This window comes from Bacillus cereus group sp. TH152-1LC (genome assembly GCF_027710505.1).
GTDB lineage: Bacteria > Bacillota > Bacilli > Bacillales > Bacillaceae_G > Bacillus_A > Bacillus_A mobilis.
This window is the reverse complement of record NZ_JAQFNK010000007.1, coordinates 101,276-114,957: the sequence shown is the minus strand read 5'-3', so window position 1 is coordinate 114,957 and position 13,682 is coordinate 101,276. Positions and strand designations below refer to the sequence as shown.

Below are 13,682 nucleotides of genomic sequence, written 5' to 3'. Positions count from 1 at the left end.
CTTTTCTATTTTATTTTAATAAAAATCCTGTCGGAAACGGATCTGTAGAGTCTAATAGAAACGTCTGCATTCCTGTAATAAACCCTCTACTTTCAAATCGAAAAATGTAGCCTAATTCTTCTTTCTTCACTTGTTCCACTGTTATAAAGCTATTAAAAATACTTTCATTTTTAAAAGGTTTATCCGCTATATAATCATTTTTAAATAATGTATGAACATAAGATACAATAGTAGAAACAAAACCAGGCGAACGTACGATAAAGTTATCTTCATGAAATGTAATCGACTTTATATGGTTCTTTTCTGTTTGCATAGATTCTACTAAAATAAGTCTTTTTATTAATGACTGTTTTTGTATAGCTTGAAGTGTAACTTCACCCCATTTTTTTAATTTAGAGATATTTTCAATACTGATTTCTGGTGAATATGCCTCCTTTTCTACAACTGCATATACTTTATCTGCCTGTATAAGAGAGTAACTTATATTACCAATTTGCAAATTTTTCTCAATCATATAACATAGTTTACTTTCAAATGAAACAGATACAACTTCATCATTCTCTACATACGCATGGACTGAAAATATGCCAGATAACGTTTCGATTTTGTATTGATTCGTATCTCTCTTTTTTAAATAACCGCTTTCTAGTAACATCGTAATGACTGCGACAATACCTCCATAATGAAGAGGGATGGAACCTTCGTGATTAAAAAATAATACAGCTGCATCGACTTCCGTATGAATGGAAGGAACGACGATACATCCATTTAAACCGATAAAACCACGTGGTTCATTTAATAAAAGCTTCATTTCTTCTACTAATTCACCTGAAAATTGCTCATTTAAATGTTCTAAACTGTAGTAGTATTTGCATGGTACATCTTTTATTACACGAAATGCTTCACCATTTACATGTACGTCTACTGCTGTATACATTTTTTGAATGTTCATTTTACATCCTCCGTTTCATGTTCCATCGGCGGAATTAGCAAAAAGCCTTCTTTAAGTGGATCCATTTCGTTGTAAAAAAATCTATGCATTCCCATAAGCCAAGCTGAACCTGTAATTTTTGTTACGACAGCTTCAATGCTTTCAACATTTGTCGTATTAATGACGCACCCTTTAAATAGAGAGCCAACGATACTCTCGTGAATAAACTCTTCATTAATCTCGATTTTTTGATTAGCGTATAATACCGCTAATTTCGCTGATGTTCCTGTACCACATGGAGAACGATCAATTCCTCCTGGCGGAACGACAACTGTATTTTTTACATGCGCACTTTCATGGGTAGGACTTGTATAAAATTCAACATGAGTTAATCCTCTAATAAACGAATACTCCGGATGAACGATTTCAAATTTCTCATTTATGATATTTCTAATATGAATTGCCTTATCGATGATTGTCGATGCTTTTTCTGGTACTAACTCTAAACCTACTGATTTCGCATCGATAATGGCATAAAAATTCCCTCCATACGCAATATCGGCCTCTACAGTTCCAATTCCTTCGACTTGTACAGTGATATGTTTCAGTAAAAAAGCTGGTATGTTACAGAAGGAGACTTCTTTCGTTTTTCCATCTTGAACAAAGATATCCACTTCAACTAAGCCAGCTGGTGTGTCTAACTTTAACGAAGTAATCGGTTCAACTACCGGAATTAAACCTGATTCAATTAAAGCTGTACATACACCAATTGTATCGTGACCACACATCGGTAAATATCCACCTGTCTCTATGTAAATAACACCAATATCAGCTTCAGGATGACATGGATCTGTTAATAATGCACCTGACATTACATCATGACCACGCGGTTCATTCATTAACAATTTGCGAATCCAGTCATACTCCTTTTTCATATGTAACATCTTCTCTGCCATCGTCTCTCCAATTAACTTTGGAAGTCCGCTTATCAATGTCCTCGTTGGATTCCCGCCCGTATGTGTATCAATCGTCGTAAAGACTCTTTGTGACCTCATCCGTTTAACACCCTTTCTGTAAAACGACTCAAACGAAGTGGTTCAATAGGAATGATTGTTTCTTTTTCATTTAATAACTCTTCAATTACTTTTCCAGTAACCGCTGCAAGGCTAATGCCATCCCCTTCATGCCCCGCTGCTATAAAGTAGTTCGGGATATGTTCCACGCGTGAAATGATTGGCAAATGATCTTCTGTCCACGGGCGTAATCCAGCATATGAACGAATCACCATCATATCCGCCATTTTCGGATAAAAACGAATTGCTCTGTTTGCAATACATTTAATAACCTCGTTGTTTATCTTCGTATGAAAACCTACAAACTCTCTACTACTACCAATTAAAAAATTTTGGCTTTCTGTCGGCTCAAATACAAGAGCTACCCCATATTTCTCAGTTAAAGCATCCACTTTTCGTTTTCCGCCAAATTTAGAAATTAAATAACCAAATTCCATTACTTTACGGCAACCAACGTGTTGTTGCCTTGAAGCTACAATAATATGCCCTTTTCTCGGTTCAATTGGGATATTTACATCCAACATTTCTCCGAGTTTCGGAGCCCATACACCAGCTGCGTTCACCACTTGCTTCGCAGTAAACGTTCCGTTAGTCGTTTCTACAATAAAAGAACCGTCTATATCTCTTTTCATTTCTTTTACTTCCGTATGATTAAAAGCTTTCGTACCAAACTTCTTCGATTCTGCAAGAAGTGAAAAAGCAAGAAGATATGGATTTACAGTCGAATCCGTTGCACATTCTAATCCGCCTAATAAATCGTCCGCAAAAAATGGCGATTCCTCTCTTATATCTTGCCTATCAAGCATTCGGAACGGTAAACCGGCTTCTTTTTGACGATTCACCCATTGCTGCGCTGCTTCCATTTCTTCGTCTGACTCACATACGAGAATACTTCCTGGCGCCCTATATTCAAATGAGTGCTCTAACTCTTCACTTAAATCAGTAACCAATTTTTGACTTACTAACGACATTTGACTATCAAATCCTGGGTCTTTATCAATAGCCAAAATATTCCCGTCACACCGTGAAGACGTTCCACTGACAAATTCTCCTTTTTCAATGATTGTTACGTCTCTTCCGTATTTTGATGTGTAATAAGCGATAGAACAGCCTATAATACCACCGCCTATTATTAAAACGTCACAGTGCCTCACGTAGCACCCCTCCCTTCTTTTTCATCTCTCACTTTCTTTTATGCAATTGACGTGCCAACTGTACATATATACACTTTTTATAAATAATATTTTTATTTGTAAAAATATTTTAAATTTATCGTAAATAGGTGTATTATTTTTTTATCACTGTCAAAATTTTTATACATAACAGGAGGACAATATGGCATTCTCATTTCCTACAATAAAAGAATTTCTAAAAACTTTATCAATTGATCATACATACAACTTGCAACATACCCAGCAAGTTCACGAAAAGTATTATTACCGCCCTTCTACTACAGAAGAATATAACTGCGCAGTAATATATGAAGATGACTCATTCACCGCTTTAATTGACGCGTTTTCCAATGAAATAGTCGTTATCATAATGAACGAAAATAAAGAGCCGCTATGCTGTATAACGACTCAGCAAATCATTCCGTTTCTTGTTAAGTCGTACAATGAACTGCAATCTTTTTATAACGCCGTAATACAAACAACTGATTCTTCCGTTACAGTCATCGATGAGAAAGAACATGTTCGTACTTGGACAGATGGTGCTGAAAAGATTTTTTCAGTCAATCATAATGAAATTATTGGACAACCTATCACTCGATTTTTTGACTATAAAGATTTGGAAATTTTGCAATCATTACATGACGGAAAAAGCATAATCGCTCAGTTCCATCAGCCTCGCCCAGATTTGTTCGTATTAATAAATTCAAACCCAGTGTATTGTAACGATGAAATTATAGGGGCTGTCGTTTCAGAAACTGATGTTACAAATCAAGTTGCTTTAAACGAAAAACTATTCAATATGTCACATGAAATGCACCGATTAGAACAAGAAGTCGCAAAATATAAAGATGAATCAGATCCTTTCCTTGCAATGAATGGAAAGAGCCCTGTTATACAAAGAACAATACAATTAGCTAGAAAGGTTTGCTCGGTGAAATCAACTGTTTTAATACTCGGAGAAAGTGGTGTTGGAAAAGAAGTATTCGCGAAAGCAATCCATGAAGCAAGCGAGGCAGCTAAGGCACCTTTCATTTCAATTAACTGCGGCGCCATTCCAGAAGCGTTATTTGAAAGTGAATTATTCGGGTATGAACGCGGGGCGTTTTCTGGTGCAAGTAGTAAAGGAAAAAAAGGGAAAATAGAGCTCGCACAAGGCGGTACATTATTTCTTGATGAAATAGGAGAAATGCCGCTCGATATGCAAGTGAAGCTTTTACGTGTACTACAAGAACGAAAATATTACCGCGTTGGTGGAGAGAAAGAGATTAATATTGACTTCCGTATTATCGCTGCTACAAATCGTGATTTACAAGAAGAAATGCGAAAAGGCACGTTCCGAGAAGATTTATACTACCGCCTAAATGTTGTTAGCTTGCATATTCCACCGCTTCGCGAAAGACGCGAGGATATAATTGAATTAACCTATTCTTTCTTAAACGATTTTTCAATCAACTATAACAGACCAATTCGTGACTTACCTTCAAGCATTATGCATGAACTGCTTCATTACAATTGGCCAGGTAATATTCGCGAGCTTCGTAACGTTGTTGAAAGGCTTGTCGTATTTGCGACTGACGGTATTATAAAACAAGAATATTTACCATTTCATACAACTGAAACGTTAGACAATCATACGACTCATTCCCTATTACTCAGCAACAATCATACAATCCTCTCTTTACAAGAAGAGATGGATGAACATGAGAAAAAAGTAATCGAGAGAGCATTACGTATTTTGAATGGGAATAAATTAGAATGCGCGAAACAGCTTGGTGTTACGAGGGCTACTTTATATAATCGTTTAAAAAAACTTGGGTTACAATAACCATTTCCTCCTTTATGTTGGCATAGTTTTTGCATAATAATTTGTGCAAACCGAACTAGAGGAGGAATTCATATGACGAATAAAGATCACTTAATTGTTTGTCGATGTGAAGAAGTTACATACGGTCAACTTCAATCGACAATTGCTGAATATAAATGCTCGGCAAGAGAATTAAAACTAAGAACACGTGCTGGCATGGGATTTTGCGGTGGCCGCACATGTAGAATGATGATAGATCGAATGATTGAAAGTGCAAACCCTGACGTAACTACTAATGAAATCCCATTAAAATATCAACCACCTGTGCGAGCAGTTACCTTTGGAGCGGTAGGTGAAAATCAATGAATAGAATTACACATCATCCTATTTTAGGGAGTTTAAATAGTAGTAAGCGCATCACTTTCCAATTTAACGGACAACAATATGAAGCATATGAACAAGAAACGATTGCGGCCGCTTTACTTGCAAACGGAATAAGAACTTTAAGAGTGCATGAAGATAGCGGGACGCCACGCGGTATTTACTGTAATATTGGACATTGTTCTGAATGCCGCGTCACAGTAAACAATCAAACGAACGTACGAGCATGCTTAACCGTAGTTGAAGACAATATGGTAGTTAATAGCGGCAAACAGCATCCCAATATCGTCAGAGAGATGGTGAAAAAGCGATGAACGATGTCATTATTATCGGAGCTGGACCAGCAGGTTTATCAGCCTCCATCTCTTGTGCTCGTTTTGGACTAAATGTACTTGTTATTGATGAATTTATGGAGCCTGGCGGAAGGTTGCTCGGACAATTACATCAAGAACCTACTGGAGAATGGTGGAATGGTATAGAAGAGTCAAAACGCCTTCACGAAGAAGCAAAATCACTTTCAGTTGATATTCGATGTGGTATTTCCGTCTATAATTTAGATAAAGATGAAAGTTCTTGGTACGTACATACGAATATCGGTACGTTAGAAGCACCGTTCGTTCTACTTGCTACTGGTGCTGCTGAGTACTCTATTCCCCTTCCTGGTTGGACACTTCCAGGAGTTATGTCAATCGGGGCAGCCCAAGTAATGACAAATGTACATCGCGTTCAAGTTGGGCGAAAAGGAATAATTATTGGTGCTAACATTTTGTCATTCGCTATTTTAAATGAATTACAATTAGCGGGAATTAAAGTGGAACATATCGTACTTCCTGAAAAAAGTGAATTAAGTCAAAGAGCTGGTGAACCAGAAGAAGTTTTAAACTCTCTATTACATGCTGCTCACCTTGCCCCGTCACCTTTATTACGTATAGGTAGTCGATTGATGAAATATAATTGGGCGAAACAAGCTGGATTAAACTTCTATCCAAATAGCGGTATGAAAATAAATGGTACACCCCTTCACCTTCGAAAAGCAGCTCTTGAAATTATCGGTACAGATCAAGTTGAAGGTGTACGCGTTGCTAATATTGATACGAAAGGAAACATCTTAACTGGATCGGAACAAATATATGAGGCAGACTTCGTTTGTATTGCCGGCGGCTTATACCCTCTTGCTGAGTTAGCTGCTGTAGCTGGTTGTCCTTTCCGTTACATTCCGGAATTAGGTGGGCATGTTCCTCTTCATTCCGAAGCGATGGAAACCCCTCTTCCCGGTTTATTTGTTGCCGGTAATATAACTGGTATTGAAAGCGGGAAAATCGCAATGGCACAAGGAACTGTTGCTGGATATTCAATTGTACAACAAGCAAATACAAAATCTCATTCGGTTGAAAAACACTTGCAACAAGCGATCCAACATGTACATACCGTGCGACAGCAAGCTGCCATTCAATTTAACCCGATGATTGATGTCGGTAGACGGAAAATGAATGAAATTTGGCGTGATTATTCCCTGGCATATGCACATACTAAAAAGAGCTGCTGAGATTACTCTCAACAGCTCTTTTTTCTACTCTTCTGAGTTATTAAATTTCGCTAATGCGTAAATGCCTTCTTCATCATCTAATTCAAGTTGTAATCTTGCTGCAAATGAATTGACATTATACTCTCTGTCAAGCAATAAGCGTAGTGCTTCGATTAAGTTCGCTTGAATTAAAATTTGTTTGCGGCCATTTACCTCTACTTCAGCAGAGAAACCGTAGTCATCGTCATACATTAGTTCAACTAAAACTTCTTCTGGACCGACTTGTCTTTTTTCAGCGATATATACGCAAAGTGCATTGATAAGTTCTTGTTCAGAAATTTTTATTGTTTCCATGCTACTTCATCTTCCTTTTTCTTACGTTGATCTTTGAAGTATTTAAATGCACGAACTGCTAACATTACGATACCAGCCATTACTAACATATTTACCATAAACGCTAATACAGAACCAAGAGCTCCCATATTTGCAAATAAGCTACCCATTAGTAAACCACCAAGACCACCTAGTAATAAGCCTTTCATAAAGCTTCCTTTATTACTTTTTGGTGCTGTGTTTGTTGCTTTTGTTTTTGAATCTGTTGTTGTTTTTTGTGAATTCACGTTACTATCTTTTTTGTTCAAATCAACTTTTGACTTTTGACCAGAACTTGGTGTGTATGATTTTTTACCAGATTTGTAACTCTTCGCTGCTGCGTGATCTACAAACATGAAGCTACTAGCTCCAAAGATAACCATGAATGCTGTCATGACTGCTACAAGTTTTTTCAACATATTATATCCATTCTCCTTTTATATAGATATATGTGAAATCTACCTTTCTAGTAAATTCAGAATGATAGATTTGTTTTTAAAAACATTTTAAAGGTTCTTATGAACTTATTATATGAACTTTTGTCGAAATATGCAAGCATTATTTACTTACGACAGTTTGGTGACAAAGGAAAAATTAAGCAAAACAGAATTGACTTTAAATGAAACAAAACATATTATAGGTTCATAAGAACTTTTTATTATTTTTGGAGGTGAAAAGATGGAAACATTTCATCTCACACGAAACGAAATGGCTACCCTTCTTCTATCATTAAGAGGATGGAATACGAAAAAGCCTCTCGGTATTTTACAAGAAGCGTGGGCAAAGTCACATAAAAAAGATATTGAAAGCGGACAAAGCGTAACTGCTTTTATTACTACCGCACTTTCACCTATTTTTGAAAAACTGATTAAAATTGACGATACAGACGTCGGTTTTTCATTAAATGAAATAGTTGCGCTTGGAAATCAAATTGAAAATACAAGTTTCTCAGTAACGGCCATGCAAAACTGGGTAAAACGAGATATTAAAGAAATGATTGGCTCTCCTCAAAAAGGGAAAAAATATTCAATTGAACAAGCTGCCTTACTATTCATTGTCGAAGATTTAAAAACAGCACTTGATTTTGAATCCATTCGTAAGCTATTACACCTTATCGTAAATGACCCAGCCGATCGAAGTGATGACTTAATCAATCCTGTTCATTTATATGGAGCATACTCTTCTCTATTTGAAGAACTCAATCAAGGGAACTGCTTACAACTAAATGCAACAGATACAGTTCATACAATTGAAAACATCGTAAAAGAAAAAGCTGATAAAATCGCAAGTAAGTTCGATCAAATTAATAACGAGCAACGTGAAGCGATTCGTAACGCGATTATTATTGCCACATTATCTGTACATACCGCTTATGTACAAATGTTAGCAAAACGTTACGTAACAGCAACGTTATTTTTACAGAACTTAGATGTGAAGCCATAAAAAATAGGAGCAGAAATGCTTCTATTTTTTTATAATGAAAACAAGCATCCACCTGTTATATATTTAGAACAGGTGGATGCTTGTATCTCTAGGTATTAATTATAAAAAAACATAATCGTCTATTATTAATTCAAAAATGATCATTTCATTCTATTATTTTTCGAACAAGTTTTCTCGATAAATTTAATTCCTTCATCTTTGTAACTCTTTATTAATTTCGATTTGAGCTTTTGAGCTATTAGCAAAAATTAACCAACCCTGTCTCACATTACTAATGTTTTCAGTTACCAAAAGTTCAACTATATCTAGATGTGAAACATTCGTTATTATCGATTTATTTATACCATTAACTTTAGCACCTGACATATACTTAGCAATCTCAGGGTTTAATGCGAAAGCAAAATCAATTACAGTAGCACCTTGCGGTAAGTTTACGGAATCTAACTTAGGAGTAAACGCAACAATATTATCTTGGAATAGTTCATATGATACTAAATCATAAAATTCAATCGCATCTTGAGTTACTAGATCATTTGTCTTAATAAAATGATCCATCAATTTATGGATTATATTTTGCATCTCCTTATCAGTTATACTTTTTGTAAGTACATGAAATACTCCTTTATCTCGTATCTCCTGATTTATTTTTGTTTCAATACATATCACTATTTCATGGTTATTGATCACCACTTTAGTCTTTAAGTATCTGTTTAATACATCACTTTCAATTGCTATATTATCTTCAAATTGATATGGAATTGGTTGGTGTAGTTGATGTATAACTCCTAATATTTTATAACAGTCTAAATTATTTGAGGCCGTGATAATTATTTTTGACACTGCTGTAATGTCTTGAATATCTTGGAGACGAGAATACGCTGTATAAATAGGGCTTACTTCATAGTTAACTTCAAATATTAAAGATGGATTTAGAAAATTATTTATATCTTGCATGATATTTTGAGACAAACCCTCTAATAACTTAACATAATTTTGTAAAAGAATTTTCATTCCCTTATATTTAGAAGGATTAAGATAATAAAAACCTAAATCTTCTAACTCGTTTTGAATATGTAATAGCCCTAGTCTTTTACAAATCGGAGCGAAAATTTTGAGTGTTTCATTTGCGTAAGGAACTTGTTTCTTTACAGCTTTCACCTGTAAAGTTCTCATGTTATGTAGACGATCTATCACTTTTATAATAGCTACTCGTATATCTCCTTGCGTAGCTAATAATAACTTCTTTAAATTTATTGCTTCATACTCTTCTTTATAAGGGATTTGTTTTTTGTCAATTTTAGTTAATCCTTCTACAATATCTGCAACTTTTTTACCGAATATATCACGTATATAGTCAATTGTATAATCTGTATCCTCCACCACATCATGTAGTAATGCTGCAACTAAAGTTATACTATCTGCCTTACAATCTAACAAAATTTCTGTAACTGTAAATGGATGAGTAATATACGGATCACCGGAAACGCGGAATTGTCCTTCATGTGCTTTCTCGGAAACTAATATAGCTTTATTTAATTGTTCTACTTCTTCTTTATGTAGATATGAGGCCTTTTCTAATAATGCTTTTTTCATATTTTCACCTTCATCATGTTAATTTTCTATAAAAATTTTATTAACATTATAATTCGTTATTTGAAAGTGAAGTACCTGTCTAGGTGATAAGAGAATATTTATGTTTTTATTTTCCTTGAATTATTTTTATATTTTTGAACCTATAAGCCAACCTTTGAAATACTTTTACTTTTATCAATCGAATCATATCATTATCCCAAATAGAAAATAGTCCATAAATTTGATTCTTATTTTGCAGACATTACTCTTCTCACTTTGTAAATTAAAAGCCATAACATTATCATTTATTTATGAGAAATTTTTAATAAACTTTTCATTATCTCTTCATGAAAATTGAACTTATATGCTTTACTATAATACATATAAAGGACATAAAAGAATTGAAATAGCAATCCCCTATATAAATAAGGTATAATCTACATATAGTGAACCTTTTATATCGTTAAGTAAAGGGGCATATATTCAAAAATACATAAACTAGAAGGTGCAACAATGGTAAGTAGTTTTATTCACTCAGTATTAACGTTTTTTGAAGGGTTAGGTTATTGGGGCATTATGCTTGGACTTATGATTGAGATTATTCCAAGTGAAATCGTCCTTGCTTATGCAGGTTATTTAGTATTCAATGGTAGTATCTCATTTATAGGCGCAGTTATATTCGGTACAATTGGCGGTGTTATTGCCCAAATCTTTATTTATTGGCTTGGACGATACGGTGGACGTCCTATATTAGAACGTTACGGTAAATATATTTTCATTCATAAAAAACATATAGATGCAGCTGAAGATTGGTTTAATCGTTACGGAACTGGCGTCATTTTTACAGCACGCTTTATCCCAGTAGTACGCCATGCAATTTCAATTCCTGCTGGTATTACAAAAATGTCATTCCTACGTTTCACTACATTAACAGCACTCGCAATCATCCCTTGGTCTATTATTTTCATTTATTTAGGCGAAAAACTAGGTGAGAATTGGGAGAATATTAACGATGTTGCTGGACCATATGTGAAATCGTTCGCAATTGGCGGCGTCATACTTATTCTTTTATACTTCGTCATTAAAAAATGGACAAAAAAGCGTAAAAATCTTGCGTAAAAATATAAATAAAAACCGCTATACATTCATTACGAATGTTAGCGGTTTTTATTATATATTAGAAATTGCATTATTTCTTCTTTGTGCTTTAAGTCATGTTGAATGAGTGATGAAAAGTAATTATTTAATTTCAATTTTTTAGTGCCAAATTGGTAGAAATTATAAAAATATTTGGTTGGAACTCGCTCAATTTCATCCACTAACTGTTTACGAGTAACGCTAAATTGATTTAATAGTTCTTCTTTTGAAATACCAGATCTCGCATACTTAATTGCTCCCTTATTCATTTCCTCAACATCTATTGGAACATTTGGTACAGATTGTTCACTTATAAAGTATGGAATTCTATCCTTTATTAAAAATACATCCCAAACGATAAAATGTGAAATCACATCTGCAATTCCCCATGAGCCATTTTTAAATGGTTGAAACCATATATCATCCGATACTCCCTTCAATGTTTGACACCATTTTATTAAATTTAACTTTTCTTCTACAATATTTTCCTTCTTCATTACTCATTCCTTTCTCGCGCTTATAATTCATTCATATTAATATTTTCTAGAAATTGTATAAAAGACCTCCATAATTATGCGGATAAGCAACCTTTCACTCATTGATTTCGTATATTATCTCAAAAAGGAGTGATTCCCCTATGCATTGGCAACAAAAAATACAATACTTAATCGGACGCCCTATCGGCATTTCCTTCATGAATGGCCAAGGAACTTCTGGTGTATTATGTTCAGCACATGATGGTCAATTATATGTGTATGAATATCTTTATCAAGCGCAGTTCGCAATGAAGCATTATGATTTTAGACAAATTCAAGATATACATGCCTTTCCGAATTGCCCACATCAAAATACTCTATACTAAAAAAGGAACAGCTTATAGCCGTTCCTTTTTCTCCACTCTTATTTTTCAGTATAAAAGTTTTGCACTGCTTCATCAAAATAAATCCAGCCTTTCCAACCTAAATGAATTGTATCTTTTAAGAAATACTTATCATATTCATGGCCAGAGAAATCAACTACTGGGTATCCTGCTTTTTCAACTTGTTCCCGAACTTTTTTATAATACACTTCACGGCGTTCTTTAGGGAAACCAGCGTAATCATACCACGGTCCGTTTACAGGTACAGAAATGAAGAGTGGCTTGACATTTTTCTCTTTAAAAATATTTAAAACAATTTGTAAGTCATCATATTCTGGTGATTCTTCATACGATTCATTTGCTCTAAAGTTTTTTAAACCTTTTAATTTTTTCTTTAAATTATGTTTATAGTAATACGGATTTTCAATTCCGAATGTGTTTGTAGTAGATTCCGTTTTCCCTTCTTCCTCTGCATGTTTACGTGCATCTACCCAAGAAATTGAACGTAATCCCATATTTGTTTTTTCTTTCATCGGTTCAATCTTAAATAAAGAGTTAAATAAATCTCTATGAGCTAAAATATTTCGATGCATATAAGCAAGTGGTTTGACTAAACCTGCTTTTATGTTATGTTTCGTATCATTATACACAATACCTTCTAATGAATTTTTTAATATATCATCTTTTTGAACAACTTTATAGTCTAATAGTCGTTTCGCAATTTGCTTCTTCATTTCAACACTTATCTCATCATTAAAAATAAAATGATATGCTTGTTGTTTGGAGAAATTGTTAGTAAAATCCCCTTGTGATACCCCAGTCTTTGTAAACCATTGTGGGGATAAAACAAAGACTACTTTTTTACCTTCTAGCTCATCCATTGTAGACGTCATATTTAATATATGAGCTAAACTTTGCGTACCGCCAATCCCGATTAAATATGGTGTAAAACCTGCCGGATTTACTTTAAAGTAATTAGATGGGTGATATGCATCCATTCGTAAAAATTCAGATGAACCATACATCGGTAAATACTGCGAATTCTCTAACATTTTTTGCTGTAAGAAAACACTTTGTAATTTTTCTTTTTGTAAGGAAGTTGCCGCATCTTCTACCTTCTTATCACTAATAAGTGATACTAAACTTTTTGATGGAATGAGTATGATAATGAAAAAAAGCACACACGCTAAAATTATCGGGCCAAAAGCATGCTTCATTTTCATCGTCTCTTCCTCTTTCTATCGCTATTAAATTGTAACCCTTGTTTTTGACACGCCATCATTTCTCTCCTTTTTCTCTATACATGTTCCATTCTATTTATCTATTATATACATGTATGTATTTCTTTCCTTGTTCTATTCAGTCCTATAGAAATAGCACAAGAAAATGTTTCCATAGAAACACGTTAATTAT

The 13,682-nt window shown here is 34.4% G+C and carries 15 protein-coding genes; 7 read left to right on the top strand and 8 right to left on the bottom strand.

Going from position 1 to position 13,682, the window contains the following annotated elements:
* Window positions 1–10 precede the first annotated feature (10 nt).
* The 3 genes from PDL00_RS17770 to PDL00_RS17760 are packed head-to-tail and all read right to left on the bottom strand — an operon-like array spanning window position 11 to window position 3,158.
* Window positions 11–952, bottom strand: coding sequence for a proline racemase family protein (locus PDL00_RS17770; RefSeq protein WP_270730482.1), 942 nt, complete (start codon window positions 950–952; stop codon window positions 11–13).
* On the bottom strand, window positions 949–1,986 hold the full coding sequence (locus PDL00_RS17765; protein WP_270730481.1) for a proline racemase family protein: 1,038 nt from the start codon (window positions 1,984–1,986) through the stop codon (window positions 949–951). Before PDL00_RS17765 ends, PDL00_RS17770 begins: the two co-directional genes overlap by 4 nt.
* Window positions 1,983–3,158: an NAD(P)/FAD-dependent oxidoreductase gene (locus PDL00_RS17760; protein ID WP_242252649.1), complete on the bottom strand. Its 1,176-nt coding sequence runs from the start codon at window positions 3,156–3,158 to the stop codon at window positions 1,983–1,985. Before PDL00_RS17760 ends, PDL00_RS17765 begins: the two co-directional genes overlap by 4 nt.
* A 181-nt stretch (window positions 3,159–3,339) precedes the next feature.
* On the opposite strand from PDL00_RS17760, the gene PDL00_RS17755 reads away from it, so the two are divergent.
* The 4 genes from PDL00_RS17755 to PDL00_RS17740 all read left to right on the top strand — a co-directional run bounded on the left by PDL00_RS17755 (window position 3,340) and on the right by PDL00_RS17740 (window position 6,907).
* Window positions 3,340–5,001: a sigma-54 interaction domain-containing protein gene (locus PDL00_RS17755; RefSeq protein ID WP_097818092.1), complete on the top strand. Its 1,662-nt coding sequence runs from the start codon at window positions 3,340–3,342 to the stop codon at window positions 4,999–5,001.
* A gap of 72 nt (window positions 5,002–5,073) precedes the next feature.
* Entirely contained in the window at window positions 5,074–5,346 is a 273-nt protein-coding gene (locus PDL00_RS17750) for a (2Fe-2S)-binding protein (RefSeq protein WP_048525929.1), read from the top strand.
* The gene (locus tag PDL00_RS17745; RefSeq protein WP_270730480.1) at window positions 5,343–5,675 is read left to right on the top strand and encodes a (2Fe-2S)-binding protein; all 333 of its coding nucleotides are present in this window, start codon (window positions 5,343–5,345) and stop codon (window positions 5,673–5,675) included. The genes PDL00_RS17750 and PDL00_RS17745 overlap by 4 nt, the downstream gene beginning before the upstream one ends.
* Window positions 5,672–6,907, top strand: a complete 1,236-nt coding sequence (locus tag PDL00_RS17740) for an NAD(P)/FAD-dependent oxidoreductase (RefSeq protein ID WP_270730479.1) — start codon at window positions 5,672–5,674, stop codon at window positions 6,905–6,907. Before PDL00_RS17745 ends, PDL00_RS17740 begins: the two co-directional genes overlap by 4 nt.
* A gap of 24 nt (window positions 6,908–6,931) precedes the next feature.
* Here the strand turns inward: PDL00_RS17740 and PDL00_RS17735 are convergent, their stop codons facing one another.
* Window positions 6,932–7,240, bottom strand: a complete 309-nt coding sequence (locus PDL00_RS17735; RefSeq protein WP_061679711.1) for a YxcD family protein — start codon at window positions 7,238–7,240, stop codon at window positions 6,932–6,934.
* Entirely contained in the window at window positions 7,228–7,677 is a 450-nt protein-coding gene (locus PDL00_RS17730) for a hypothetical protein (protein ID WP_000914486.1), read from the bottom strand. The genes PDL00_RS17735 and PDL00_RS17730 overlap by 13 nt, the downstream gene beginning before the upstream one ends.
* Window positions 7,678–7,936: 259 nt before the next feature.
* On the opposite strand from PDL00_RS17730, the gene PDL00_RS17725 reads away from it, so the two are divergent.
* A complete protein-coding gene (locus PDL00_RS17725; RefSeq protein ID WP_270730478.1) occupies window positions 7,937–8,701 on the top strand; it encodes a DUF1836 domain-containing protein in 765 nt (254 codons plus the stop codon).
* A 192-nt stretch (window positions 8,702–8,893) separates the two neighbouring features.
* Here PDL00_RS17725 and PDL00_RS17720 read toward each other — a convergent pair whose 3' ends face one another.
* Window positions 8,894–10,294, bottom strand: coding sequence for an HD domain-containing protein (locus PDL00_RS17720; RefSeq protein WP_270730477.1), 1,401 nt, complete (start codon window positions 10,292–10,294; stop codon window positions 8,894–8,896).
* A 492-nt stretch (window positions 10,295–10,786) separates the two neighbouring features.
* Here PDL00_RS17720 and PDL00_RS17715 point away from each other — a divergent pair, with 492 nt between their 5' ends.
* Window positions 10,787–11,392: a DedA family protein gene (locus PDL00_RS17715; protein WP_063259933.1), complete on the top strand. Its 606-nt coding sequence runs from the start codon at window positions 10,787–10,789 to the stop codon at window positions 11,390–11,392.
* A 38-nt stretch (window positions 11,393–11,430) separates the two neighbouring features.
* Here the strand turns inward: PDL00_RS17715 and PDL00_RS17710 are convergent, their stop codons facing one another.
* Window positions 11,431–11,907, bottom strand: coding sequence for a DinB family protein (locus PDL00_RS17710; protein WP_063259934.1), 477 nt, complete (start codon window positions 11,905–11,907; stop codon window positions 11,431–11,433).
* Between the two features lie 140 nt (window positions 11,908–12,047).
* Here PDL00_RS17710 and PDL00_RS17705 point away from each other — a divergent pair, with 140 nt between their 5' ends.
* Window positions 12,048–12,272, top strand: a complete 225-nt coding sequence (locus PDL00_RS17705; protein ID WP_061679707.1) for a hypothetical protein — start codon at window positions 12,048–12,050, stop codon at window positions 12,270–12,272.
* Between the two features lie 38 nt (window positions 12,273–12,310).
* Here PDL00_RS17705 and dltD read toward each other — a convergent pair whose 3' ends face one another.
* Window positions 12,311–13,492, bottom strand: coding sequence for a D-alanyl-lipoteichoic acid biosynthesis protein DltD (gene dltD / locus PDL00_RS17700; protein ID WP_270730476.1), 1,182 nt, complete (start codon window positions 13,490–13,492; stop codon window positions 12,311–12,313).
* Window positions 13,493–13,682 lie beyond the last annotated feature (190 nt).